25 protein-coding genes are annotated in these 24,291 nt (G+C 74.2%); 8 read left to right on the forward strand and 17 right to left on the reverse strand.

Annotated elements, in window-relative coordinates; translation table 11 throughout:
* Positions 1–67 precede the first annotated feature (67 nt).
* Positions 68–766 carry an O-methyltransferase gene (locus tag ACZ4SV_RS01785; protein WP_365873152.1) on the forward strand — a complete coding sequence of 233 codons (699 nt, stop codon included), beginning with the start codon at positions 68–70 and terminating at the stop codon, positions 764–766.
* Positions 767–918: 152 nt separating this feature from the next.
* Here the strand turns inward: ACZ4SV_RS01785 and ACZ4SV_RS01790 are convergent, their stop codons facing one another.
* The gene (locus ACZ4SV_RS01790; protein ID WP_018544333.1) at positions 919–1,086 is read right to left on the reverse strand and encodes a DUF3117 domain-containing protein; all 168 of its coding nucleotides are present in this window, start codon (positions 1,084–1,086) and stop codon (positions 919–921) included.
* A gap of 373 nt (positions 1,087–1,459) precedes the next feature.
* Here ACZ4SV_RS01790 and chcB point away from each other — a divergent pair, with 373 nt between their 5' ends.
* On the forward strand, positions 1,460–2,263 hold the full coding sequence (gene chcB, locus ACZ4SV_RS01795; protein ID WP_468000652.1) for a 2-cyclohexenylcarbonyl CoA isomerase: 804 nt from the start codon (positions 1,460–1,462) through the stop codon (positions 2,261–2,263).
* Here chcB and ACZ4SV_RS01800 read toward each other — a convergent pair.
* Both ACZ4SV_RS01800 and ACZ4SV_RS01805 read right to left on the reverse strand, forming a co-directional pair.
* On the reverse strand, positions 2,248–2,838 hold the full coding sequence (locus ACZ4SV_RS01800; RefSeq protein WP_365873140.1) for a DNA-3-methyladenine glycosylase I: 591 nt from the start codon (positions 2,836–2,838) through the stop codon (positions 2,248–2,250). The two genes, chcB and ACZ4SV_RS01800, sit on opposite strands and share 16 nt — an antisense overlap.
* Positions 2,835–3,209 carry a DivIVA domain-containing protein gene (locus ACZ4SV_RS01805; RefSeq protein WP_397940315.1) on the reverse strand — a complete coding sequence of 125 codons (375 nt, stop codon included), beginning with the start codon at positions 3,207–3,209 and terminating at the stop codon, positions 2,835–2,837. Before ACZ4SV_RS01805 ends, ACZ4SV_RS01800 begins: the two co-directional genes overlap by 4 nt.
* Positions 3,210–3,346: 137 nt before the next feature.
* On the opposite strand from ACZ4SV_RS01805, the gene folP reads away from it, so the two are divergent.
* Entirely contained in the window at positions 3,347–4,207 is an 861-nt protein-coding gene (folP, locus tag ACZ4SV_RS01810) for a dihydropteroate synthase (RefSeq protein ID WP_365873144.1), read from the forward strand.
* A 43-nt stretch (positions 4,208–4,250) separates the two neighbouring features.
* Here the strand turns inward: folP and ACZ4SV_RS01815 are convergent, their stop codons facing one another.
* Positions 4,251–5,009, reverse strand: coding sequence for an LOG family protein (locus tag ACZ4SV_RS01815; RefSeq protein ID WP_468000655.1), 759 nt, complete (start codon positions 5,007–5,009; stop codon positions 4,251–4,253).
* A 106-nt stretch (positions 5,010–5,115) separates the two neighbouring features.
* A complete protein-coding gene (gene dapE, locus ACZ4SV_RS01820) occupies positions 5,116–6,195 on the reverse strand; it encodes a succinyl-diaminopimelate desuccinylase (RefSeq protein WP_468000657.1) in 1,080 nt (359 codons plus the stop codon).
* A 151-nt stretch (positions 6,196–6,346) separates the two neighbouring features.
* Here dapE and ACZ4SV_RS01825 point away from each other — a divergent pair, with 151 nt between their 5' ends.
* The gene (locus tag ACZ4SV_RS01825) at positions 6,347–7,333 is read left to right on the forward strand and encodes a VldE C-terminal domain-containing protein (RefSeq protein ID WP_468000659.1); all 987 of its coding nucleotides are present in this window, start codon (positions 6,347–6,349) and stop codon (positions 7,331–7,333) included.
* A 323-nt stretch (positions 7,334–7,656) separates the two neighbouring features.
* On the forward strand, positions 7,657–8,106 hold the full coding sequence (locus tag ACZ4SV_RS01830) for an ATP-binding protein (RefSeq protein WP_468000661.1): 450 nt from the start codon (positions 7,657–7,659) through the stop codon (positions 8,104–8,106).
* Between the two features lie 69 nt (positions 8,107–8,175).
* On the opposite strand, the gene ACZ4SV_RS01835 is transcribed toward ACZ4SV_RS01830, so the two are convergent.
* Both ACZ4SV_RS01835 and fdxA read right to left on the reverse strand, forming a co-directional pair.
* A complete protein-coding gene (locus tag ACZ4SV_RS01835; RefSeq protein WP_468000663.1) occupies positions 8,176–9,273 on the reverse strand; it encodes a bifunctional succinyldiaminopimelate transaminase/glutamate-prephenate aminotransferase in 1,098 nt (365 codons plus the stop codon).
* Positions 9,274–9,392: 119 nt separating this feature from the next.
* Positions 9,393–9,713 carry a ferredoxin gene (fdxA, locus tag ACZ4SV_RS01840; RefSeq protein ID WP_014674796.1) on the reverse strand — a complete coding sequence of 107 codons (321 nt, stop codon included), beginning with the start codon at positions 9,711–9,713 and terminating at the stop codon, positions 9,393–9,395.
* 140 nt (positions 9,714–9,853) lie between these two features.
* On the opposite strand from fdxA, the gene ACZ4SV_RS01845 reads away from it, so the two are divergent.
* The gene (locus ACZ4SV_RS01845; RefSeq protein WP_468000665.1) at positions 9,854–10,885 is read left to right on the forward strand and encodes a GNAT family N-acetyltransferase; all 1,032 of its coding nucleotides are present in this window, start codon (positions 9,854–9,856) and stop codon (positions 10,883–10,885) included.
* 28 nt (positions 10,886–10,913) lie between these two features.
* Complete coding sequence (locus ACZ4SV_RS01850; protein WP_468000667.1) at positions 10,914–11,780, forward strand: transglutaminase family protein; 867 nt, start codon at positions 10,914–10,916, stop codon at positions 11,778–11,780.
* Between the two features lie 323 nt (positions 11,781–12,103).
* On the opposite strand, the gene ACZ4SV_RS01855 is transcribed toward ACZ4SV_RS01850, so the two are convergent.
* From ACZ4SV_RS01855 to ACZ4SV_RS01890, 8 genes are all read right to left on the reverse strand, one after another.
* On the reverse strand, positions 12,104–12,718 hold the full coding sequence (locus ACZ4SV_RS01855) for a response regulator (RefSeq protein ID WP_468000669.1): 615 nt from the start codon (positions 12,716–12,718) through the stop codon (positions 12,104–12,106).
* Positions 12,715–13,905 (reverse strand): sensor histidine kinase, encoded by a 1,191-nt coding sequence (locus ACZ4SV_RS01860; protein WP_468000671.1) that lies wholly within the window; start codon positions 13,903–13,905, stop codon positions 12,715–12,717. The genes ACZ4SV_RS01855 and ACZ4SV_RS01860 overlap by 4 nt, the downstream gene beginning before the upstream one ends.
* On the reverse strand, positions 13,902–14,642 hold the full coding sequence (locus ACZ4SV_RS01865; protein ID WP_397940328.1) for an ABC transporter permease: 741 nt from the start codon (positions 14,640–14,642) through the stop codon (positions 13,902–13,904). Before ACZ4SV_RS01865 ends, ACZ4SV_RS01860 begins: the two co-directional genes overlap by 4 nt.
* Positions 14,639–15,568, reverse strand: a complete 930-nt coding sequence (locus ACZ4SV_RS01870; RefSeq protein WP_365882089.1) for an ABC transporter ATP-binding protein — start codon at positions 15,566–15,568, stop codon at positions 14,639–14,641. The genes ACZ4SV_RS01865 and ACZ4SV_RS01870 overlap by 4 nt, the downstream gene beginning before the upstream one ends.
* A gap of 152 nt (positions 15,569–15,720) precedes the next feature.
* Complete coding sequence (locus tag ACZ4SV_RS01875; protein ID WP_468000674.1) at positions 15,721–18,183, reverse strand: hypothetical protein; 2,463 nt, start codon at positions 18,181–18,183, stop codon at positions 15,721–15,723.
* Positions 18,184–18,341: 158 nt separating this feature from the next.
* On the reverse strand, positions 18,342–18,758 hold the full coding sequence (locus tag ACZ4SV_RS01880; RefSeq protein ID WP_365878084.1) for a DUF6113 family protein: 417 nt from the start codon (positions 18,756–18,758) through the stop codon (positions 18,342–18,344).
* Positions 18,755–19,609, reverse strand: a complete 855-nt coding sequence (gene mshB / locus ACZ4SV_RS01885; RefSeq protein ID WP_468000676.1) for an N-acetyl-1-D-myo-inositol-2-amino-2-deoxy-alpha-D-glucopyranoside deacetylase — start codon at positions 19,607–19,609, stop codon at positions 18,755–18,757. Before mshB ends, ACZ4SV_RS01880 begins: the two co-directional genes overlap by 4 nt.
* 47 nt (positions 19,610–19,656) lie before the next feature.
* Complete coding sequence (locus tag ACZ4SV_RS01890) at positions 19,657–19,851, reverse strand: SH2 domain-containing protein (protein ID WP_365878088.1); 195 nt, start codon at positions 19,849–19,851, stop codon at positions 19,657–19,659.
* A gap of 172 nt (positions 19,852–20,023) precedes the next feature.
* On the opposite strand from ACZ4SV_RS01890, the gene ACZ4SV_RS01895 reads away from it, so the two are divergent.
* Positions 20,024–22,153 carry a S9 family peptidase gene (locus tag ACZ4SV_RS01895; RefSeq protein ID WP_468000679.1) on the forward strand — a complete coding sequence of 710 codons (2,130 nt, stop codon included), beginning with the start codon at positions 20,024–20,026 and terminating at the stop codon, positions 22,151–22,153.
* A 108-nt stretch (positions 22,154–22,261) separates the two neighbouring features.
* Here ACZ4SV_RS01895 and ACZ4SV_RS01900 read toward each other — a convergent pair whose 3' ends face one another.
* Positions 22,262–23,320 (reverse strand): ABC transporter ATP-binding protein, encoded by a 1,059-nt coding sequence (locus tag ACZ4SV_RS01900; RefSeq protein ID WP_468000681.1) that lies wholly within the window; start codon positions 23,318–23,320, stop codon positions 22,262–22,264.
* Positions 23,313–24,287: an ABC transporter ATP-binding protein gene (locus ACZ4SV_RS01905; protein WP_365878095.1), complete on the reverse strand. Its 975-nt coding sequence runs from the start codon at positions 24,285–24,287 to the stop codon at positions 23,313–23,315. The genes ACZ4SV_RS01900 and ACZ4SV_RS01905 overlap by 8 nt, the downstream gene beginning before the upstream one ends.
* Positions 24,288–24,291 lie beyond the last annotated feature (4 nt).

Below are 24,291 nucleotides of genomic sequence, written 5' to 3' on the forward strand. Positions count from 1 at the left end.
CTGGTCCACCTCTCGCCCCCCGTCGTGCCCCCGGCCACCCGCTCCTCCCCCTTGAACGTCCGGGCTCATCTGCGGGTTCCCGGCGCCAACGGATACAGTCACGCCGAGGCAACCACGGGGACAGGAGAGGGTCATTACCGGCAACCGGCAGACGAGCTGGACGTTCGCCGACGCCTTTGTCGCCGAGGACGAAGCGCTGCGCTGGGCCCGCGACCGGGCCCGGGAGGCGGGGCTGCGCTCGGTGTCGCCCAGCACGGGCGCCGCGCTGCGACTGCTCGCCGCCTCCGTGGACGCGAAGGCGGTCGCGGAGATCGGCACCGGCTGCGGGGTCTCCGGGATCCATCTGCTGCACGGGATGCGCCCGGACGGGGTGCTCACCACGGTGGACCAGGAGCCGGAGCACCAGCAGTTCGCCCGGCAGGCCTTCCGTGGCTGCGGCTTCGCCAGCAACCGGGCCCGTTTCATCCCCGGCGGCGCCCTGGACGTGCTGCCGCGCCTCGCCGACGCCGGCTACGACCTGGTCTTCTGCGACGGCGACCGGCTGGAGTACCCCGATTACCTCGCTGAATCGTTGCGTCTGCTACGGCCGGGCGGACTGGTGGTCTTCGAGGGCGTCTTCGCGGGCGGCCGCACGGTGGACTCGGGGCCGCAGCCGACCGAGGTGCTGCGGCTGCGGGAACTGCTGCGCACCGTACGGGAGAGCCCGGAGCTGATCTCGTCGCTGCTGCCGGTCGGCGACGGACTGCTGTGCGCCGTCAAGCGATGACAGCGCCGCCGGCCGTACCCGTGGTTCCCGCGGCGCCGGCCGTGCCCGACCCGCGGTGACAGCGCCGCCGGCCGTACGAGAACCCTGACACGCGACCGCCCCGGCACCGCGTGCGGTGCCGGGGCGGTCGCGAGGACAGGATCGCTGGGACCTCAGACGACGACCTTCTTGAGGGCATCGCCAAGCGCCTCGGCCTCGTCAGGGGTCAGCTCGACGACGAGCCGACCGCCGCCTTCGAGCGGAACGCGCATGACGATGCCCCGCCCCTCCTTGGTCACCTCGAGCGGGCCATCGCCCGTCCGCGGCTTCATGGCCGCCATGCTCGTTCCCCTTCCTGAAACCAGCTCATCGTCTGCCGACGGCCCCACGAGGGCATCCGTCATCCGTAGCGGACGCACGACACCGGCATCGAACACATTGCTTCCAGGCCATTATCCCGCATCGCAGGACCCGATGACCAACATCGGCCGGGATCGCTTGGGCAACGCGCGCGAGCAAAACCACCCAATTCGGCGATGTGCCTGCGATACTGCGCCGCCGCGGGAAGATCGTCCGGGTGGCGCCGCCCGTGTTTTCTTAGACGCAGGTCACACGGACGCTCCGGCCGCAGGTCCGGGATCTCCGCCATGCTGTCCTCAGACAGGGACGTACCGAGCGGTACGTCACCAGCCGCGACACCGGAGGGGATACGCCATGGCCGACACCGTGCTCTACGAGGTGGGCGACGGACTCGCGACGATCACGCTGAACCGCCCCGAGGCGATGAACGCGCTGGACATCGCGACCAAGGTCGCCCTCCGGGAGGCGGCGGAATCGGCGGCCGGCGACACGGCCGTACGGGCGATCCTGCTGACGGCGGCCGGGGACCGGGCGTTCTGCGTGGGCCAGGACCTCAAGGAGCACATCGGGCTGCTGGCCAGCGACCGGGAGACCGGTGCCGGGCAGACGATGACGACGGTCAGGAAGCACTACAACCCGATCGCGCGGGCCCTCGCGGGGGCGCCGAAGCCGGTGGTCGCGGCGGTGAACGGGGTGGCGGCCGGGGCGGGCTTCGGCTTCGCGCTCGCCGCGGACTTCCGCGTCGTCGCCGACACCGCCTCCTTCAACACCTCGTTCGCGGGCGTGGCGCTGACCGCCGACTCCGGCATCTCCTGGACGCTGCCCCGGGTCGTCGGCCCGAGCCGCGCCGCCGACCTGCTGCTCTTCCCGCGCAGCATCAGCGCCCGGGACGCGCTGGAGCTGGGCATCGCCAACCGGGTCGTGCCGGCGGCCGAGCTGCGCGCCGAGGCGCTGAAGGTGGCGCGGGCGCTGGCCGAGGGCCCGACGGTGGCGTACGCGTCGATCAAGGAGGCGGTGGCCTACGGGCTGACCCACTCGCTCGACGAGACGCTGGAGAAGGAGGACGAGCTGCAGACGCGGGCCGGGCGGTCGGAGGACCACACCATCGCCGTACAGGCGTTCGTCAACAAGGAGAAGCCGCGCTACCTCGGCCGCTGACGGGCCACGCAGGTCTCCAGGTGGTCGTCGACCAGGCCGCACGCCTGCATCAGCGCGTACGCCGTCGTGGGGCCCACGAATCGCAGGCCCCGCTGCTTCAGGGCCTTGGACAGGGCGGCGGACTCGGGCGTGACCGCCGGGACGTCCGCGAGGGTCCGGGGCGCGGGGCGTCCGGCCGGGTCGGGGGCGTGGGACCAGATCAGCTCGTCCAGGTCGCCCTCGGCCCAGTCGGCGAGCAGGCGCGCGTTGGCGAGGGTGGCGTCGATCTTGGCGCGGTTGCGGATGATGCCGGGGTCGGCCAGCAGGCGGTCGCGGTCGGCGTCGGTGAAGGCGGCGACCTTCTCGATGCGGAAGCCGGCGAAGGCCGCGCGGAAGCCCGGGCGGCGGCGCAGGATCGTGATCCAGGACAGGCCCGACTGGAAGGCCTCCAGGCTGAGCCGTTCGAAGAGGGCGTCGTCGCCGTGGACCGGGCGGCCCCACTCCTCGTCGTGGTACGCCACGTAGTCGTCGGTGGACAGGGCCCAGGGGCAGCGCAGGGCGCCGTCCGGGCCGGCCAGGGCGGTCGCGCCGGTCATCGCCGCTCCTCCCGGCCCTCGCCGTCGTCCGGCCGGGTGTGCGGGGCGTGTTCCCCGGGTGCCGTGGCGGCGCGGGCGCCGGCCAGCGCCGTCTCCAGGTCGGCGATCCGGGCGTCCCGCTCGGCCAGTTCGGCGCCGAGCCGGCCGAGCGCGTCGTCGACGTCGGCCATGCGGTAGCCGCGCGGCGCGAGCGGGAAGCGCAGGCTCTCCACGTCCGCGCGGTCCACCGGACGGTCGGCGGGCAGCGGGTCCTGGAGCCGCTCGGGCGCCGCCTCGGGCAGCGGGCCGCTCTCCCCGCCCCCGAGCACGCCCAGGGTCACCGCGGCGACCACGACGGCCAGCGCGACGACCAGGAACAAGAACATCACCATCGCCTCAGGGTCCCCACGCTCGTACCGGCCGCTGCGCCGGAAGCAGAAACTGTCAGGGTCCGATCGTGCCATGTGAGCGCGGCGGTTAGGGTCACAGGCGGCCGTACAGCGGGACGTACTAGGAAAGGTCACAGCGGATGCTCAGGCTGGGCAGGCGGGAATTCGGGCCGCACGAGCCGGTGATCATGGCGATCGTGAACCGGACGCCGGATTCCTTCTACGACCGAGGAGCCACGTTCCGCGACGAGCCGGCCCTGGCACGGGTGGAGCAGGCGGTGGCCGAGGGCGCCGCGATCATCGACATCGGCGGCGTCAAGGCGGGGCCCGGCGAGGAGGTCACGGCCGCCGAGGAGGCACGCCGGACGGTCGGCTTCGTCGCGGAGGTGCGGCGCCGGTTCCCCGAGGTGGTCATCAGCGTGGACACCTGGCGGGCCGAGGTCGGCGAGGCGGTGTGCGAGGCGGGCGCGGACCTGCTCAACGACGCCTGGGGCGGGGTGGAACCGGAACTCGCGGAGGTCGCGGCGCGCTACGGCGCGGGGCTGGTGTGCACGCACGCCGGGGGCGTGCGGCCGCGGACGCGTCCGCACCGGGTGGCCTACGACGACGTCATGGCCGACATCCTGGAGGTGACCCTCGGGCTGGCCGAGCGCGCGGTGGCGCTGGGCGTGCCGCGGGAGTCGGTGCTGATCGATCCCGGGCACGACTTCGGGAAGAACACGCGGCACAGCCTGGAGGCGACGCGGCGGCTGGACGAGATGGTGGCCACGGGGTGGCCGGTGCTGGTGTCGCTGTCGAACAAGGACTTCGTGGGCGAGACGCTGGACCGGCCGGTGCCGGAGCGGCTGATCGGCACGCTGGCGACGACCGCGGTCTCCGCGTGGCTCGGGGCGCAGGTGTACCGGGTGCACGAGGTGGCCGAGACCCGTCAGGTGCTGGAGATGGTGGCGTCCATCGCCGGGCACCGGGCGCCCGCGGTGGCCCGCCGGGGCCTGGCCTGAGTCCCGGCTCGCCCGCCACCGGGCGGGCGAGCCGGGCACGGGGTCAGCGGGCCGCTTCCTTGGAGACCAGGGCGACCGCTTCCTCCACGTCGTCCGTGACGTGGAACAGCAGCAGGTCCTTCTCGGCCGCCTTGCCCTGGGCCACCAGGGTGTTCCTGAGCCAGTCCACCAGGCCGCCCCAGTAGGCGGTGCCGAACAGGACGATCGGGAAGCGGGTGACCTTCTGGGTCTGCACCAGGGTCAGGGCCTCGAACAGCTCGTCCAGGGTGCCGAGTCCGCCGGGCAGGACCACGAAGCCCTGCGCGTACTTCACGAACATCATCTTGCGGACGAAGAAGTAGCGGAAGTTCAGGCCGATGTCGACGTACGGGTTGAGGCCCTGCTCGAAGGGCAGCTCGATGCCGAGGCCGACCGAGACGCCGCCCGCCTCGCTCGCGCCCTTGTTGGCCGCCTCCATCGCTCCGGGGCCGCCGCCCGTGATGACCGCCCAGCCGGCCTGCACCAGCCCGCGCCCGAGCTGCACGCCCGCGTCGTACTCCGGGGTGTCCGCCGCCGTCCGCGCCGAGCCGAACACGCTGATGGCGGGCGGCAGTTCGGCCAGGGTGCCGAAGCCCTCGATGAACTCCGACTGGATGCGCAGGACGCGCCAGGGGTCGGTGTGGACCCAGTCCGAGGGGCCGCCCGCGTCCAGCAGCCGCTGGTCGGTCGTGCTGGCGGTGACCTGCGACCGCCTCCGGAGGACCGGTCCGAGCCGCTGCTCGTCCGGCGGCTGCTTCTTCCCCTCGGGGTTGCCGGTAGCCATGTGCGCTCCCTCCGCTTGCCGGTAGTCCGCTCTCAGCCTAGATCCAGTCGGGTTACGGCGGGGGGACGCGCGCGTGTCGCCGTGCCCGCGCCGGTGCGCCGGTCGCTTACGCGGTGAGCCAGTGGCGCAGCCGCTCCTCGCCGGCCAGGATCTTCGCGGTCTCCACGCGCTCGTCGCGCTTGTGGGCCAAGTGCGGGTTGCCGGGGCCGTAGTTGACCGCGGGGATGCCGAGCGCGGAGAACCGGGACACGTCCGTCCAGCCGAACTTGGGCCGCGGTACGCCGCCCACCGCCTCGATGAAGGCCGCGGCGGCCGGGTGGGAGAGGCCGGGCAGCGCGCCCCCGCTGTGGTCGTCGACCACGAACTCCGCCACCCCGCAGTCCGCGAACACCTCGCGGACGTACGCGATCGCCTCCTCCTCCGTGCGGTCGGGCGCGTAGCGGAAGTTGACCGTCACCACGCACTCGTCCGGGATGACGTTCCCGGCCACTCCCCCGCCGATCCGCACCGCGTTCAGGCCCTCGCGGTACTCCAGACCGTCGATGACCGGCCGGCGGGCCTCGTAGGACGCCAGGCGGGCCAGGATGGGCGCGGCGGCGTGGACGGCGTTGGAGCCCATCCAGGAGCGCGCCGAGTGCGCCCGCTCGCCCGTGGTCTTCAGCAGCACCCGCAGCGTGCCCTGGCAGCCGCCCTCGACCTCGCCGTCGGAGGGCTCCAGCAGGATCGCGAAGTCGCCCTTCAGCCACTCCGGGCGGGCCGCGGCGATGTGCCGCAGGCCGTTGCGCTCGGCCTCGACCTCCTCGTTGTCGTAGAAGACGAAGGTGAGGTCGCGGTTGGGCGCGGGGACTGTGGCCGCGATGCGCAGTTGCACCGCCACGCCCGACTTCATGTCGCAGGTGCCGCAGCCCCACAGCACGCCGTCCGCGTCGAGCCGGGAGGGGACGTTGTCCGCGATCGGGACGGTGTCGATGTGGCCGGCCAGGATGACGCGCTCGGCGCGGCCCAGGTCCGTACGGGCGATCACGTTGTTGCCGTAGCGGTCCACCGTCAGGTGCGGCAGGGCGCGCAGGGCGGTCTCGATCGCGTCCGCGAGCGGCTTCTCGGTGCCGCTGACGGACGGGAAGTCCACGAGCCGCGCGGTGAGCGAGGCGGCGTCCAGCGTGAGGTCAAGCGAGGTGTCGGCCATGCCCACGACCCTAATAGGGCCTCTCGTTCGGATCACGCCGGGCTCGCGTGATCCAAACGAAAGACCCTGGCGCGGCACCCCTCGGCACCGGTTCCGACCTGCGGTGCGCACCGCCCGTGAGGGCGGGGCGGGGCTCCAGTACCTTGTACGCGTGCCAGAGCCGTCCCCCACCCGTCCCAAGCGCCGCGGTCGCCTCTTCCGTTACACCGCGGCCCTGTTGGTCCTGTGCGGTGTCGCCGCGTACCTCGTGGTGCAGTACGTCACCGGCGGAGCGCGCGGCTGCAGAGTGGTCCCGGCCGCCGGTGACGGGGCCGCGTACGAGTTCACGCCCGAGCAGGCGGCGAACGCGGCCACGATCGCCGCCGTCGGCACCGGGCGCGGGATGCCGCAGCGGGCCGTGACGATCGCGCTGGCGACCGCCCTCCAGGAGTCCGGGCTGCGCAACATCGCCCACGGCGACCGCGACTCGCTCGGCCTGTTCCAGCAGCGGCCCTCCCAGGGCTGGGGCACGAAACGGCAGATCATGGACCCGGCGTACGCGGCGGGCATCTTCTACGCACACCTGGCCGAGGTGCCCGGCTACGCCGAGCTGCCGCTGACGGTGGCCGCGCAGCGAGTGCAGCGCAGCGGTTACCCGGAGGCGTACGCCAAGCACGAGCCGGACGCCACGCTGCTCGCGGCGGCCCTGACCGGTCGGGCGGCGGCCGCGCTGACCTGCGACGGGCGCCCGGAACGCACGGTCTCGGCGACCGGTCCGGCCGCGGTGCGGGCCGCGCTGGTACGGGACTTCGGGCGGGACGCGCTCCAGGAGACCGGCGCGGTGGTGGGCGGTGCGCCCGTGCCGTCGCCGTCCCCCTCGCCGAGCGTGACCGCGACCGCGCACGGGCGGACGGTGACGGTTCCGGTGCCCGAGGGCGGGAAGCGGGACGCGGCCGGCCGCGACGAGCGCACGCGGGGCTGGCAGCTCGCGCAGTGGGCGGTCGCGCACTCCTCGGCGCTGCACATCGAGCGGGTGGCGTACGCGGGGCGGGAGTGGGCCGCGGGCGACGGCTCCGGCACGTGGCGGACCGTCGCCCCGGCGGGGGCGGGCGGCGCGGAGAAGTCCGTGGGGGCGGTCCGGATCGTGGTCGGGCAGTAGACCGGTCAGCAGATCGAGCAGCAGGTCGGACAGCAGTACGGCGGTTCCCTCCGCCGGGTGGCGCGGGGCCGGGCGGACCGGTGGCCGGGCCGGCCGGCGCAGCGGGTGCGGGAGTCCTTGGGAATCAAGGGCCGGAAGGATTCTGCGCGGTTTCCGCGCGGACCTCGTTTGCCCGTTTTTATCCACACCCGATAATGCGATGCGTTATCCATTCTTTACCCGGGCTGTCCGCAACCTTCGGGGGCTTCGAGCGGTAGTCACGGCGTCCGGGCCGGATACGGGTCCGGGCACCGACACCGTTCTCTTCCGTCGAATGGAGCATCATGTCCCTCCCTCTGACCCGCCGGATCGCCCGTGCCGCGCTGCTTGTCGCAGCGGGAGCGGCTGCCGGGGTCGGTGCGGCCGGCTCCGCCGGTGCGGCCACGAACCTGCCGGCGGCCACCCCGAACCTGGGCGGCCTGACCGCGCTGGACGGCGCGCACGTCGGCAACACCGTCGACGGCGCCGCGCGCAACGTCACCTCGCTCGCCGGTCAGGCGGGCGGCAAGGCGATCGAGCAGGCGGTGCCGGCCGCGGGCAAGACCGGCGGCGGTGCCGTGAAGAAGACGGCGCCGGCCGCGCAGAAGGCCGCCGGGGACGTGGCCGGGACCGCGGGGGGTGTCCTCGGGGAGACGGCCGCCACCGCGACGAAGGGCGGGCTGCCGACGGACGCGCTCACGAAGGGCGGTCTGCCGACCTCCTCCCTCCCGACGAAGGGACTGCCGCTCGGCTAGCGGCCGGCTCGGTGACGACGGGGTCCGGGGGTTTCCCGGGCCCCGTCGGCTTTGCCGCCGCCCGGGCGGTTACGCCGTCAGACGGGCGACCGCGGCCCGGACGCGTTCGTCTGTGGCGGTGAAGGCCACGCGGACGTGCCGGGCGCCCGCCGCGCCGTAGAAGTCGCCCGGGGCCACCAGGATGCCCCGGTCGGCCAGGTGGGCGACCGTGGTCCAGCAGGACTCGTCGCGGGTGGCCCAGAGGTAGAGGCTGGCCTCGCTGTGCTCGATGCCGAAGCCGTGCGCGAGGAGCGCCGCCCGCAGGGCCTCGCGGCGGGCCGCGTAGCGCGCGCGCTGCTCCTGGACGTGGCCGTCGTCGCCGAGCGCGGCCACCACCGCGGCCTGGGTCGGCGCGGAGGTCATCATGCCGCCGTGCTTGCGGATCTGGAGCAGCGGGCCGAGGACCTCCGGGTCGCCGGCGACGAAGGCCGCGCGGTAGCCCGCGAGGTTGGAGCGCTTGGAGAGGGAGTGGACGGCGACCACGCCGTCGTAGGAGCCGCCGTTGACGTCCGGGTGCAGGACCGAGACCGGGTCGGCCTCCCAGCCCAGCTCCAGGTAGCACTCGTCGGAGACGACCAGGACGCCGTGGGAGCGGGCCCAGGCGACGATGTCGGTCAGCTCCCGCCGGGTGAGCACCTTGCCCGTGGGGTTGGACGGCGAGTTCAGCCACAGCAGCCGCAGCCGGGACGGGTCCAGCTCGCGCGGGTCGTCGTAGACCTCGTAGTCGGCGCGGGCGAGGCGGGCGCCGACCTCGTAGGTGGGGTAGGCCAGGCGCGGGTAGGCGACCTTGTCGCCGGGGCCGAGGCCGAGCTGGGTCGGCAGCCAGGCCACCAGCTCCTTGGAGCCGACCACCGGCAGGACGTGCCGGTGGGTGACCCCGCGGGCGCCCAGGCGGCGCTCCAGCCAGCCCGTGATCGCGTCGCGCAGGGCGGGCGTGCCCCAGACGGTCGGGTAGCCCGGCGAGTCGGCCGCGTCGGCCAGGGCCGTGCGGATCAGCTCGGGCACCGGGTCGACCGGGGTGCCGACGGAGAGGTCGACGATGCCGTCCGGGTGGGAGGCGGCCGTCTTCTTGTACGGCTCCAGCTTGTCCCAGGGGAACTCGGGCAGGCGGTCGGAGACTGCGGACACGGTCAGTGGCTCACTTTCGTACGGTGCGGCACACGCCTGGGTCCCGTACGGCGCCGATCGGGTGATCGGGCCGTACGGGACCGAGGCGGCGCTGGTGCGGCCGCTTGGCGCTCAGACGGTCACTCGCCCTGCGGCGGCAGCGCGGCGACGAAGGGGTGGTCCCGCTCGATCAGCCCCAGCTTGCTGGCGCCGCCGGGCGAGCCCAGCTCGTCGAAGAACTCGACGTTCGCCTTGTAGTAGTCCTTCCACTCCTCCGGGACGTCGTCCTCGTAGAAGATCGCCTCGACCGGGCAGACCGGCTCACAGGCACCACAGTCGACGCATTCGTCCGGGTGGATGTACAAGGACCGCTGGCCCTCGTAGATGCAGTCGACCGGGCACTCCTCGATGCACGCCTTGTCCTTGACGTCGACACAAGGCTGCGCGATGACGTAGGTCACGCTGTCGTTCCTCCTCGATAGGGCGCTGGCGGGCCTCCTCAGGCCCCGCCGCCTGGCGCGCGGGAGCGCGGCGTCGTCGATGCCCGCCCCTAGTATCTCCGTTCCGGAGCATGATCCGAACAGGAGGGGTGAACTGACCAGTGGAAATCTCGGCGGCTGGACGCCTGGAGGTCCGAATTACCCCGGATGACGTGGGGAAACGGGTCTCCGTACGGCGGTTGGGCGAACCCGGTGCCGGACCGGAGAAGTTCACTGACACGGTGGGCGTTCTCACCTCCTGGGACGGCGGCGTGCTCATGATCACACGGCGGGACGGCGAAAGTGTGAGGATCCCACAATCCGCACTGGTCGCGGGGAAAGTCGTACCCGCCGCACCGGCGCGGCGCGGCGGAGTCGCCGCTTCCTATCCGGAGCTGGCGCGCGTCACCGCGCGGGCCTGGCGGCCGGTGGAGAGCGAGCGGCTGGGCGAGTGGGAGCTGCGGGCCGCCGCCGGGTTCACCCGGCGGGCCAACAGCGTGCTGGCGCTCGGCGATCCCGGGCTGCCGCTCGACGCGGCCCTGGACGCGGTACGGCGCTGGTACGGCGAGCGCGGGCTGCCCGCCTACGTGCAGGCCGCGACCGGTGCCGAGGGCACACAGGAGCCGCTGTGCGCGGAGCTGGAGCGGCGCGGCTGGGTGCGGGAGGTGACCGCCGGGCTGTGGACCGGCGCGCTGGCGCCGGTCGCGGACCGGGCGGAGGGCGCGGGCGTCGTGCTGTCCCGGAGCGTGGACGAGGCGTGGCTCGCCCGGTACCGGCGCACCGGGCCGGACGAGACGGTCCTGCGGGTGCTCGGCAGCGGACCGTCGGTGTGGTTCGCCGCCGTGCCCGGCCCCGCGGAAGGCGAGCCCCCGGCGGCGATCGGCCGGTGTGCCGTGGACGGGCGGTGGGCCGGCTTCGCCGCCGTCGAGGTCGATCCGGCCCGGCGCCGGCAGGGGCTGGCCACCGAGGTGATGGCCGCGCTGGCCCGGCGCGCGCTGGACGAGGGCGCCTCGGCGGCCTGGCTCCAGGTGGAGGAGGACAACGCCGGGGCCCGGGCGCTGTACCGCGCGCTCGGTTTCGTACCGCACCACGCCTACCACCATTACCGGGAACCGAGGGAGCCGCTCACGCCTTCCGGTCCCGGACATCCGTAGCACCGTCGTGGAAGGGCAGGATGCTGCCATGCCTCACCCTTATCTGCCGCCGCCGTACCCGCCGCCGCCCGCGCGCTCCGCCGAGCTGCGGCGGCGGTTCGCCGAGGAGGCCCGGGCCGAACAGCCGGACCTGTCGGCCCTGTGCCTGCTGATCGGCGCCGAGACGGACGGCTCGCTGGACGAGGCCGGTCTGGACGCCGCACAGGCGGAGCTGGACCGGCTGGCGGGCGAGCTGCCGTACCGGCCGGGCGGCCCGCACGCGTGGGCCCAGGCCCTGCGCCGGCTGCTCGGCGAGCGCTACGGCTTCCACGGCACGCCGGGCGACTACCAGCGGCTGGAGTCCTCCCTGCTGCACGAGGTGCTCGGCCGGCGGCGCGGGCTGCCGATCCTGCTGTCGGTGGTGTGGCTGGAGGTCGCGCGCCGGGCCGGGGCCCCGGTGTACGGGGTGGCGCTGCCGGGCCACTTCGTGGTCGGGTTCGGCGCGGCGGCCGAGCGGGTGCTGGCCGATCCGTTCGACGGCGGCCGGGTGCTGACCGGGACGGACGCCGAGCTGCTGGTGGTGGGCGCCACGGGCGCGCCGCCGGATCCCTCGATGCTGGAGGAGGCCCCGCCGCTGGAGGTCGTGCAGCGGGTGCTGAACAACATCCGGGCGTGGGCCGCGGCCCGGCCCGAGCGGTCGGACATCGCGCTGCGGGCGGTGGAGCTGGCGCTGCTCATCCCGTCCCATCCGGCGCGGCTGCGCTATGAGCGCGGTCAACTGCTGGTGCAACGCGGGGAGTTCGTGGCGGGCGCCGAGGAACTGGAGCACTACGCCGGGCTGATCGAGGTGGTGGACGAGTCGGCGGCGCGCAAGGTACGGCAGGAGGCGGGCACGGCACGGTCCAAGCTCAACTGACGTGCGTCCGCGCGCGGTAGGGCGGGGGCCGGGTGCGGGCGGCTCCGGTGGTCACAGCCGACGCCGGAGGCGGGCGGGCCCCGGCGGGCGCAGCCAGCACCGAGGGCGGGCGGACTCCGGCGGACGCAGCCAGCGCCGTCTGCGGGCAGGCCCCGGCGGGCGCAGCCGACACCGGGGGCGGTAGGGCGGGGGCCGGGTGCGGGCGGCTCCGGTGGTCACAGCCGACGCCGGAGGCAGGCGGGCCCCGGCGGGCGCAGCCAGCACCGGGGGCCGGGCGGGCCCCGGTGGTCACAGCCGGCGCTGTGTGCGGTCGGCTCCCGCGGTCACAGCCAGCCCTTCTCCCGGGCGATGAGCACCGCCTCCGCCCTGTTGCGTGCCGCCAGTTTCTGGATGGCCGTCGACAGGTAGTTGCGGACGGTGCCCTGGGACAGGTGCAGGGTCCGGGCCAGTTCGGCGTTGGTGGAGCCGTCGGCCGCCGCGCGCAGCACCTCGCGTTCCCGCTCGGTGAGCGGGTTCGCGCCATCGGCGAGCGCGGCGGCGGCCAGGGTCGGGTCGATGACCCGCTCGCCGGCCAGCACCGTGCGGATCGCCGCCGCGAGCTGCGCGGCCGGGGCGTCCTTGACCAGGAAGGCGTCCGCGCCCGCCTCCATGGCGCTGCGCAGGTAGCCGGGTCGGCCGAAGGTGGTGAGCACGACCAGCTTGACCCGCGGATGCGCCCGGCGCACCAGGGCCGCGGCCTCGATGCCGGTGCAGCCGGGCATCTCGATGTCGAGCAGTGCCACGTCCACGCCGTGCGCGCCGACGGCGGCGAGCACCTCGTCGCCGCGCGCGACCTGGGCGACGACCTCGATGTCCGCCTCCAGGCCGAGCAGCGCGGCCAGCGCCTCGCGGACCATCGACTGGTCCTCCGCCAGCAGGACCTTGATCGGGCTCGTCATGCCCCGGATCCTATGTCGGCCGCGGAGGCGAGGGGCACGCGGGCGACCAGCCGGAACCCGTGCCGGTCCCGGCCCGCCACCAGGGTGCCGCCGGTCTTCTCCAGCCGCTCGGCCAGACCGGTCAGGCCGTTGCCGGGACCCTTGCCGGAACCGCCGCTGCCGTTGTCCTCGACGCACAGTTCGAGCACCGGCCCGTCCAGCGACTCGTGGCGCCGCAGCCGTACGGCGCAGCGGTCGGCGCCGCTGTGCCGGACCACGTTGGTGACCGCCTCGCGCAGCGCCCAGGCGAGGGCGGACTCGGCCTCCTCCGGGACACCGGCGAGGCCGGGTTCGGCGGGTACCTCGGCGACGACCCCGGCGGCGGTCAGGGCGACCTGGGCGCCGGCGAGTTCGGCGGCGAGCCGGGGCCGCCGGTAGCCGGTGACGGCCTCCCGCACGTCCACCAGGGCCTGCCGGCTGACCTGTTCGATGTCGGCGACCTGCCGGGCCGCCTGGTCGGGGTGGCCGGGCAGCATCCGGCCGGCCAGCTCGCTCTTCAGCGTGATCAGCGACAGCGAGTGGCCGAGCAGGTCGTGCAGATCGCGGGCGAGGCGCAGGCGCTCCTCGTTGGCGGCGAGCTGGGCGACGGTGGCCCGGGCCTTGCGCAGCTCGATGGTGGTGCGCACGAGCTGGCCCACGCCGGTCATCGCGAACCCGATGAGCAGGACGAGGACGACCAGGCCGCGCGCCTCCTTCTCGTTCGAGTGCAGCCCGATCAGGTACATCACCAGCGCGGAGGCCGGGATGGCCCAGTAGGCGGCGCGCAGCGGCAGGGTGGCGCCCCAGGCGACCGCCAGGTAGACGAAGAGGCCCAGCCAGGCGGCGCCCAGGGTGAAGGCCAGGACGGGCGCGAGCACGCCGAGGACCCCGCCGAGGCCGAGCACGACGCGCCGGGAGAACGGCCGGCCGATGTTGCGGAAGACCAGCGTCAGATAGCTCCCGACGAAGACGGCGAGGCCGCAGGCGCCCGCCGCGGTGGCGCGGGCGGAGTGGCCGCCGTGCACCAGGTCCTCGACCGGTGAGCTGAGGAAGACCAGCCAGACCGTGATCCACAGTGTCTTGACCAGCAGGTCGCGGCGGTTGGCGGGCGGCCAGCCCACGGGGGTGTGCCGGGGCGCCGCCTGCCGGCCGTCCGTCGTCGCGCTCACGCCTTCAGCGTGTCCTTCCGGTACAGCCAGGCCGCGCCGCCCGCGAAGAGGACGAAGGAGACGACGAGCACGGCGATGTCCTGGGCCTGCGGGGCCCGGCTCTGTTCGATGGCCCGCCCCAGGGAAGCGTACGCGTGGGTGGGCAGCCACTCGGCGATGTCCTGGAGCCAGCCCGGGAAGGTGGCGGTCGGCATCCACAGGCCGCCCAGCATGGACAGGCCGAAGTAGATGATCATGGTGATGGGGCGGACCGCGTCGCCGCTGGCGAGGTAGCCGAGGGCGACGCCGAGCGCGGCGAAGACCAGGCTGCCGGCCCAGATGGCACCGCTCAGCGCGCACCACTGCCAGGCGTCGAGGCGTACGTCCTTCACCGCGGCGGCGACCAGGAACACGACCACGATGGACGGCAGGCTGACCACGGCCGCGCCGGCGGTCTTGGCGAGGACGTAGCCGCGTCCGGGCAGCGTGGTCAGCCGAAGCTGCCGCACCCAGCCGCTCTCGCGCTCCTTGGCGATGCGCTCGCTGTTGCCCATGAGGACGGCGGTCAGGGCGCCGAAGGAGGCCATGGAGACCATCATGTAGGCGGGCAGGGTCAGCCCGGTCCCGTCGATCTCGGTACGGCTGTCGGCGCCGCCCGCGATCAGCAGGAACAGGCCCGCCGGATAGAGCACGGAGAAGAACAGGAACTTGCGGTTGCGCAGGGTGCGGGTGATCTCCAGCTTGATCAGGCTGTTCACTGCTGCTTCGCCTCCTCGGCGGCGGTGATGGCGACGAACGCCTGCTCCAGGCCGAGCCCGGCGACTTCGAGATTGCGGGGGTACAGGCCGAGGCCGTACAGGGCGTGCACGGTGGCGTCGGCGTCGGCGGACTGGATGCGGACGGTGTGGCCCGAGACGTCGAGCGCGGTGAGGAACGGCAGGGCGCGCAGGGCGCTCTCGTCGATCGGGCCGGCCAGGTCGAAGGAGATGCGGCGGGCGCCCGCCCGGGCCTTGATCTCGGCGGCGGTGCCGTCGGCGAGGAGCCGGCCCCGGTGCAGCACCAGGACCCGGTCGGCGATGGCGTCGGCCTCTTCCAGGTAGTGGGTGGCGAACAGGACCGTACGGCCCTGGTCGGCCTGTTCGCGCATGGTGGCCCAGAACGCCTGGCGGGCGGAGACGTCCATGCCGGTGGTCGGCTCGTCCAGGACGATCAGGTCGCTGTCGCCGGCGGTGGCGAGGGCGAACCGGACCCGCTGGGCCTGGCCGCCGGAGAGCTTGTCGACCTTGCGGTCGGCGATCTGGTCGATGCCCGCGCGCGCCAGCACCTCGGAGACCGGGTACGGCCGCGGGTGCAGGGAGCAGGCCAGCCGCACCAGTTCGGCGACCGTGACGCCGTCCATCAGGCCGCCGCTCTGCAGCATGGCCCCGACCCGGCCGGCCGTGATCGCCTCGCGCGGGCCGGTGCCGAACAGGCTGACCGAGCCGCTGTCGGGGTACTTCAGGCCGAGCAGGAGGTCCAGGGTGGTGGACTTGCCGGCGCCGTTCGGGCCGAGCAGGGCGACGGTCTCGCCCGGGTACAGCCGCAGCGAGAGGCCGTCGACGGCCCGTACGTTCCCGTATGTCCTGGTCACCTGGTCGAACCCGACCACCGGGGTGGTGGTGGCCGGTGCCGCTGTCGTCGTCATGGCGTCCATGCTCGCGGTACGGCCCGGGTCCCGGACAGTGCCGGGGGTCCTGACCGGCGGATGACAGATGTCATACGGGACGGGTGACGGGTACGGCGCGGGGGGGGGCGCTCCCGGCCGGGAACGCCCCCCCCCAACAGCGGCTGGCGCGGCTAGCTCGGGTTGGTGTCGATGACCGCGACCCGGTTCGTCGTGCTCATCAGCGCCGGGCGCAGGGCGGCGTAGACGTCCTCGGGGGTGACGGCCGTCTTCTTGCCGTTGCCCCGGGTGATCAGCACGCCGTCGAAGGTCTGGCCGTACAGCTGCTTGAGGGCGTTCAGGTCGGGCTTGTCGACCAGCTTGCCGTCGACGGCGGTGACCCGGAGGAACTTCCACAGCGAGTTCTGCGGGCTCATCGGCACGGAGTGGGCGGGGTCCGTCTGGACGACCACCCGGCCCGACATCGCGGGCCGCGCGAACTCCTTCATCATCCGGTCGACCTCGGCGTTCGGCACCGTCGGCTGCCGGGTCGTGGTGGGCACGGCGACCGGGGCCGCGCCGCCGGTCTCCACCAGCGTCCGGTACGCCTGCTCGACCGCCCGGCCGGAGCGGGCGGCGTCGACGGACCTGCCCGCCTTGCCGTAGACGGGGACCGCCTTGCCGGAGGTGAACTCGATGGTGCCGTCGCCGGCCGAGGCCGTGCCCGTGCCGCCGCCGGCCTGCTGGAGCGCGGCCTGGAGCTTCTCCTCGTCCACCGGCATGACCGGCTCGACCACGCGCTTCTGCCCGAAGAGCGAGCCGATGACGTGGACCGGGTTGTAGTCGCTCTTCGCGGCCGCGCTGGCCGTGGCCTGGTAGTCGAACTGCAGGCCCGCGTTCTCCGGGGTGAGGGTGACCGTCTTGTCGCCGACGGCCAGCTTCAGCGGCTTGTTCACGCGCTTGCCGAAGACCGCGTCCAGTTTCTCGACGGCGTCGTCGCGGGTGCCGCCGCCGACGTCGACACCGAGCACGGTGGTGCCCTTGGGCACGTCGGTGTGGTTCATCAGCAGGCCGGCGCCGTAGGCACCGCCCGCGACGACGATCACGCCGGCCACGAGCAGCATCAGCTTGCTGCGGCCCTTCTTCTTCGCCGGCTTGGCCGCCGCCTTCGGCGCCGGCTTGGGCGCGGCGGCCGGCTCGGGCCGGGGCGTGGCCGCGCCGTCGCCGGTGCCGCCGAACGGGGCCGCGCCCGCGTCGGGGACGACCGGGATGCCGCTGGTGACGGTGTGCCCGGAGACGTTGCCTGCGGACGGCGAGCGGTAGCCGGGCGCGCCCGGCTCGGGGGCCGGCTTCTGCGGGGTGAGGATCGCGGTGTCGTCGCTGAACCCGGCGCCCGGGCCGCGGTCGCCGGCGCCGGGTCCGTCGAGGCCGGTCAGGGCGCTGCGCGCGGGCGGGGTGCCCGGTCCGGCGAAACCGGCGGCCGGGGGCCCGTCGAAGGGCTCGCCGGGGCCGCCGCGTCCGGGGGCGGGCGGGACGAGGGTGCCGTCGCCGGTGACCGGGCCGCCGGTGGGACCGGCCGGGCCCTGCGGGCCGCCGGTGGGGCCGGGCCCGCCGGGCCCGTTGAAGCCGCTGGCGCCGCCGTGCCCGTGGACACCGCCCGGGGCACCGCCGTAGCCGTCGTGGCCGTTCCCGGCCGCCGGACCACCGGTGCCGAAGCCGTCCTGGCCGCCGCCGTAGCCGTCGTGGCCGTTCGCGGCCGCCGGACCGGACCCGAAACCGTCCTGACCGCCACCGAAGCCGTCCTGGCCGTTCCCGGCCGCCGGACCGGACCCGAAGCCGTCCTGGCCGTTCCCGGCCGCCGGGCCGCTGCCGAAGCCGTCCTGGCCGCCGCCGTTCTCCGCGAAGTACGGCAGCTCGTCGCGGCGGGGCTCGCCGGGGCCGGGGGCGCCGGGGCGGGAGCCGCCGCCCAGCGGGCCCGCGGTCAGCGCCTCGGTCACGTCGAAGGAGCCGGTGCCGCCGCCGTGCCCCGGGGCGACGGGGCCGCCGGTGGCACCGGGCAGGCCCCTGCCGTTCGTCCCGCCCGGACGGGAGCCGCCCGGCACGCTCATGGCGCCGACCACACCGCCGGGGCGCGCGCCGGCGGAACCGGCCGCGCCGGACGCACCCGGACCACCCTTGCGGGGGGCCGCCGCGCCGGACGGCCCGGCCGCGGGGGCGGAACCGCCGGGCAGACCCGCGCCGTTCGTGCCCCCGGCGCCCGGAGTGCCCTTCGGGGCACCGGACTTGCGGGGCACGAACCAGTCGCTGGTCTTCTCGTCCGCCGGGGCGCCGGACTCGGCCGGGGCCTCGGCGGCGGGCGTCCGGTCGGCCGCGGGCCGCGGCTCCGCGGCGGGCGTCTCCTCGTCGGCGCCCTCGCCGTCCCCGACGGGCTTGCGCACGACGACCGGCGGGATGGGCCGGGACCCGGGGATGTTGATCCGGATCCGGGTCGTCAGCGTGGTCTCGGTCTTCTTCTCCTCCGGACGCGTGCCCGAACGGCCCGCGCCCGTACCGTCACCGGGAGCCAAGGGGGTCCCGTACGGCGGGGTGCCGGAGGGGTATGCGGCTCCGCCGCGCCCGTTGGGCCCGGAGGACGGAGTGTCAGTTTCACGACTCAAGGCAGGTTCTCCCGGTTGGCTCCGCCGCCCTTACGACCTGACTGCTCGGGCGGCTCGGCGGCGCGCACCACCATACTGTCCGCCTCTTGCGCGTATCCCATGACCGCCGGGGAAACCCCCACCGGACTCGCACGTGCGCCGCGCGGCGAAGTGGTACGTCACTTGCCAAGTCGGGCGGGGCCGCCGCCGGGTTGCCGTCCGGCACCGACGGTGGCGCAGATCACAGCCAGGACCATGCCGCCGAGCAGGAAGAGATAGGACCCGCCGCCCGCGCCGAACAGGAAGTCGCCTTCCGGCCGGGTGGTGGTGAGCAGGATGACGGCGACGACCCAGCCCGCCGCCGGCGCGAGTGCCCCGCCGCGGCTGCGGGTGGCGTACGCCCCGCCGAGGAACAGCCCGGCGGTGCCCGCGAGGGCGAGCAGCAGCCCGCCGGGGAACCAGGCGGCCTGCACCAGGCTTCCGGCCAGGCCCACGGCCGCGCCGAGCAGCAGCAGGCCGGCCAGGGCGGCGCTGCGGCCGGCGGAGGGCGGGCGCAGCGGCTGGGCGAGCAGCGAGCCCGGTCCGCCGCCGCTCACGACGCCTCCTCGACGCCGGCGAACAGGTCGGTCTCGCCGCGCTGTCCCGCTCCGCGCACCAACTCGTAGTACTCGGTGGTCAGCAGCGGCTGGGCGAGGTCGTTGGAGAGCGCGAAGTAGGGCTCGGCCACCTGGATCTGGGTGGCGTGGGCGCGCATCGCGGCGGCCTTGGCGGCGGCGTGCGCGGTGCCGTCGATCGCGGTGGTGATCCGCTCGTCGTCGACCACGCCCGGCAGGTCGGCCACGGTCGCGCTGCGGTCGAACGGCAGTGCGGCCAGCTCGTCCCGGAGGCGGGCGAAGGCGGTTTCGGCGACGGAGCGCGGCACGCGGTTCCAGTAGACCTTGGCGATGCGGTGGCCCCGCCCGGCCGCGAGGTCGGCCGCGCGCATGGCGACGCGGTGGGCCTGGACGTGGTCCGGGTGGCCGTAGCCGCCGTTGTCGTCGTAGGTGACGAGGACCTGCGGGCGGGTTTCGAGGATCACCTCGGCGAGGAGGCCGGCGGCCTCGTCCACGTCGGCCTGCCAGAAGCAGCCCGGGTCGTCGTTGTCGGGCGTGCCCGTCATCCCGGAGTCGCCGTACCGCCCGGCGCCGCCGAGCAGCCGGCCGTCCGTGACGCCGAGCGCGCCGAGGGCCGCGCCCAGCTCGCCGCGGCGGTGCGCGCCCAGCGCGGGGCCCGTGAGGTGCCGCAGCTCCGGCGGGATGACCTCGCCCCGCTCGCCCAGGGTGCAGGTGACCAGGGTCACCTGGGCACCCTCGGCCGCGTACTTGGCCATGGTCGCGCCGTTGTTGATCGACTCGTCGTCCGGGTGCGCGTGCACCAGCAGCAGACGCCGCGCGGGCAGTTCCGTCATGGGACCAGCCTACGAGGTGCCCGCCGCGCTCCCGGCGACGACGGCCGTCAGAACTTCAGGTTGCCGATCATGCCAGCGACGTTGGTCGTCAGCTCTTTGATCGTGGGCGCCACCGTCGAGGAGGCGAGGTAGAAGCCGAGCAGGACGCAGATGACGGCATGGCCGCCCTTCAGCCCCGACTTCTTGATCAACAGAAAGACGATGATCGCCAGCAGCACCACCGCCGAAATCGAGAGTGCCACGGCGGCTCACCTCCAAAGATCCCAGGGACGCGGGTTCCAGATCAGTTGAGCAAATCCATGCAGACGCCAGCAGGTTCATACCCACTCAGCGGTAGTGATCATAACTATCCGTGTGCGCGCATCGCTCGGCGCACGGCCGCACAAGGGGGCGCATGGCCAATATGGTCGGGGTATGACGACAGAGGCTGACTCCTTCCCCCGTCGGCACGCCCGGACCCAGCGGTTCACGCTCGGCGCGCCGCGCGCGTTCACGGTCGCGCCCGACGGTTCGCGTGTCGCGTTCCTGCGGTCCGGCTCCGGCACCGAGCGGGCCAACTCGCTGTGGGTGGTGGACCTCCCGGGCGGCGCGGAGCGCCTGGCGGCCGATCCCGGGGTGCTGCTCCAGGGTGCCGCGGAGGAGCTGCCGGCCGAGGAGCGGGCGCGCCGGGAGCGCAGCCGCGAGGGCGGTGCCGGCATCGTCGGCTACGCCACCGACGGCGCCGTGGAGTTGGCGTCTTTCGCCTTGTCAGGGCGGCTTTTCACGGCGGAGCTGCGGGCCGGCACGGCGCGTGAACTGCCCGTCGCGGGACCGGTGGTCGACCCCCGTCCGGCACCCGACGGACGGCATGTGGCGTACGTCGCGGGAGGCGCGCTGCGGGTGGTCGGGGCCGAGGGCGAGGGCGACCGGGCGCTGGCCGAACCGGAGTCGGCAGGGGTGACCTACGGGCTCGCGGAGTTCATCGCGGCCGAGGAGATGAGCCGTTCGCGGGGCTTCTGGTGGTCCCCGGAGTCGGACCGGCTGCTCGTGGCGCGGGTGGACGACACGCCGGTGCGGCGGTGGTGGATCGCCGACCCGGCCCGGCCGGAGCGTGAGCCACTCAACATCCGGTACCCGGCGGCGGGCACGCCGAACGCGGACGTCCGGCTGTTCGTGTACGGGCTGGACGGGACGCGCACGGAGGTGGTCTGGGACCGGGCGCGCTACCCCTATCTGGCACGTGTGCACTGGTCAGCGGCGGGTGCGCCGCTGCTGCTCGTGCAGGCGCGGGATCAGCGCGGCCAGCTCTTCCTGGCCGTGGACCCGGATTCCGGGGCCACCCGGATGGTGCACGCCGAGGAGGATCCAGATTGGCTGGAACTTTTCGCCGGGGTGCCCTGCTGGAGCCCCTCAGGGCAGCTTGTCCGCATCGCGGACGAGGGCGGCGCCCGGGTCCTCGCGGTCGGTGAACGGCCGCTGACCAGCGCGCAGTTGCACATCCGTGCGGTTCTGGACGTGGGTGCGGACGACGTACTGGTTTCCGCCTCTTCCGGTCCGGAGGCGCCCACGCCGGAAATTGGCGAAGTCCATGTGTACCGGGTGAACGAACTGGGCGTCGAACGGCTGTCGGACGAGCCCGGGGTGCACTCGGCGGTGCGCGCCGGCGGCGTCACCGTCCTGCTGTCCGCCACGCCGGACCGCCCGGGGACCCGGGCCCGGGTGCTGTGCGACGGGAAACCGGCGACGACTGTCCGGTCGTACGCCGAACATCCCGGTCTGTCCCCCAGAGTGACCCTCACCGAAGGGGGCGCACGTCGAATCCCGTGCGCCGTGCTTATGCCCCGGGACTACTCCGGTGACACTCCCCTGCCGGTGCTCCTGGACCCGTACGGCGGTCCGCACGGCCAGCGGGTGGTGGCCGCGCACAACGCCCACCTGACCTCCCAGTGGTTCGCCGACCAGGGCTTCGCGGTGGTCGTCGCCGACGGCCGGGGCACCCCGGGCCACTCGCCGGCCTGGGAGAAGGCGGTCCGCGACGACCTGGCCGCCGTGGTGCTCCAGGACCAGGTCGACGCGCTGCACGCGCTCGCCGCGCGGTACCCGCTGGACCTCGGCCGGGTGGCGATCCGGGGCTGGTCCTTCGGCGGCTACCTGGCGGCGCTCGCGGTGCTGCGCCGCCCGGACGTCTTCCACGCGGCGGTGGTCGGCGCGCCCGTCACCGACCTCAGGCTCTACGACACCCACTACCAGGAGCGCTACCTCGGCGACCCGGGCCGGCAGCCAGAGGTCTACCGCCGCAACTCGCTGGTCGACGACGCCGGTCTGGTCGACCCGGCCGAGCCGCACCGCCCGATGATGGTCATCCACGGGCTCGCGGACGACAACGTGGTCGTCGCCCACTCGCTGCGCCTGTCCTCGGCACTGCTGGCCGCCGGCCGGCCGCACGAGGTGCTGCCGCTGTCCGGAGTGACCCACATGACCCCGCAGGAGGCGGTCGCGGAGAACCTGCTCCGCCTCCAACTGGACTTCCTGCGCCGCTCCCTGCCCCCGGCGCAGCCGGCCTGAACAGCGTTAACACGGAGGCAACTCCACCGAAGCGGTACCGATATACGGACACGCCAGCCTGAACTCCGTACGGCCGTGCGGGTGCCGTAAACGGGCCGGGGTGCGATGTCACCCCGGCCCGTTGCCGTCCGGCCGGGGCGCGGCCGGCGGCACGACCCGCTTCTCCTCGGCGAAGTGGCACGCCGAGGGATGGGCCGCGGGCCCGGCCGCGTCCCGGAAGACGGCCGGCACCGCCAGCGCCGGGACCTCCCGCGCGCACCGCTCCCGTGCCTTCCAGCAGCGGGTGCGGAAGCGGCAGCCGGACGGGACGGCCGCCGGCGAGGGCACGTCCCCGGTGAGCACGATCCGCTCCCGCCGGTCACGGGCGCCGGGGTCGGGCACGGGCACCGCGGAGAGCAGGGCCTGGGTGTAGGGGTGGGTCGGGTGGTCGTAGATCGCGTCGTCCCGTCCGCTCTCCACGATCCGGCCCAGGTACATGACCCCGACCCGGTCCGCGAGGTGCCGGACCACCGACAGGTCGTGCGCGATGAAGACGTACGACAGACCGAACTCCGACTGGAGCCGGGCCAGCAGGTTGACCACCTGGGCCTGCACCGAGACGTCCAGGGCGGACACCGGTTCGTCGGCGACGACGATCTCCGGGCGCAGCGCCAGCGCCCGGGCGATGCCGATGCGCTGGCGCTGACCGCCGGAGAACTGGTGGGGATAGCGGTTGACGTACTCCGGGTCGAGGCCGACCACGTCCAGCAGTTCCCGCACCCGGCGCCGCCGGTCGCCCTTGGGGGCCGCCTCGGGGTGGATCTCGAACGGCTCCCCGACGATGTCCCCGACGGTCATCCGGGGGTTGAGCGAGGTGTACGGGTCCTGGAAGACCATCTGGATGTTGCGGCGCACCGCCTTCAGGGCCCGGCCGGACAGTCCCGTGATCTCCTCGCCCCTGAACCGGACGGAACCGGCCGTCGGGCGCTCCAGGCCGCACAGCAGCCGGGCGACCGTGGACTTGCCGCAGCCCGACTCGCCCACCAGGCCCAGCGTCTCGCCCCGGCCCAGGGTGAAGTCGACGCCGTCGACCGCCCGCACCGCGCCGGTCTGCCGGCGCAGCAGGACGCCCCGGGTGAGGGGGTAGTGCTTGACCAGTCCGGTCACTTCGAGGACGGGCTCAGCCACGCAGGCACTCCCGCCAGAAGTGGCAGGCGCTGCCCCGGCCGCCGGGCACCTCGTACAGCGGGGGCTCGTCGGTGCGGCACACCTCCCGGGCCAGCGGACAGCGCGGGTGGAAGGAGCAGCCGGGCGGGACGCGCACGAGGTTGGGCGGCAGGCCCTTGATGGCGTACAGCTCCCGCCCCTTGCGGTCCAGCCGCGGTACGGAGTCCAGCAGGCCGCGGGTGTAGGGGTGGGCCGGGGCCCGGTAGAGGTCGTGCACGGGCGCGGACTCCACGATCTTCCCGGCGTACATCACCGCGATCCGGTCGGCGACGTCCGCGACCACGCCCAGGTCGTGGGTGATCAGGATCAGGGCCATGCGGTACTCGCGGCGCAGCTCCGCGAGCAGGTCCATGACCTGGGCCTGGACCGTGACGTCCAGGGCGGTGGTCGGCTCGTCGGCGATGACGAGCGCCGGGCGCAGGGCCAGCGCCATGGCGATCATGATGCGCTGGCGCATGCCGCCGGAGAACTGGTGGGGGTAGTCCCGCACCCGCTGGGCCGCCGCCGGGATGCGCACCCGGTCCATCAGCTCCACGGCCCGGGCCCGCGCGTCCTTGCGGGACATCCCCCGGTGCACGACGAACATCTCGCCGAGCTGGTCCCCGACGGAGAGCACCGGGTTGAGGGCCGACAGCGCGTCCTGGAAGATCATCGCCATCGCCGAGCCCCGGATCCTGCGCCGCTCCCGCTCCTTCAGCGTCAGCAGGTCCCGCCCCTGGAACAGCACGCGGCCGCCGGTGATCCGGGCGGGCGGGCTGTCCAGGATGCCCATCACGGCCTGCGCGGTGACGGACTTGCCGGACCCGGACTCGCCGAGCACGGCCAGCGTCTGCCCCGCGTCCACCGCGCAGCCGACCCCGTTGACGGCCCGGGCGACGCCGTCCCGGGTCCGGAACTCCACGTGCAGATCCCGCACTTCGAGCAGCACGGCA

Source organism: Streptomyces sp. NPDC027672, assembly GCF_055566335.1.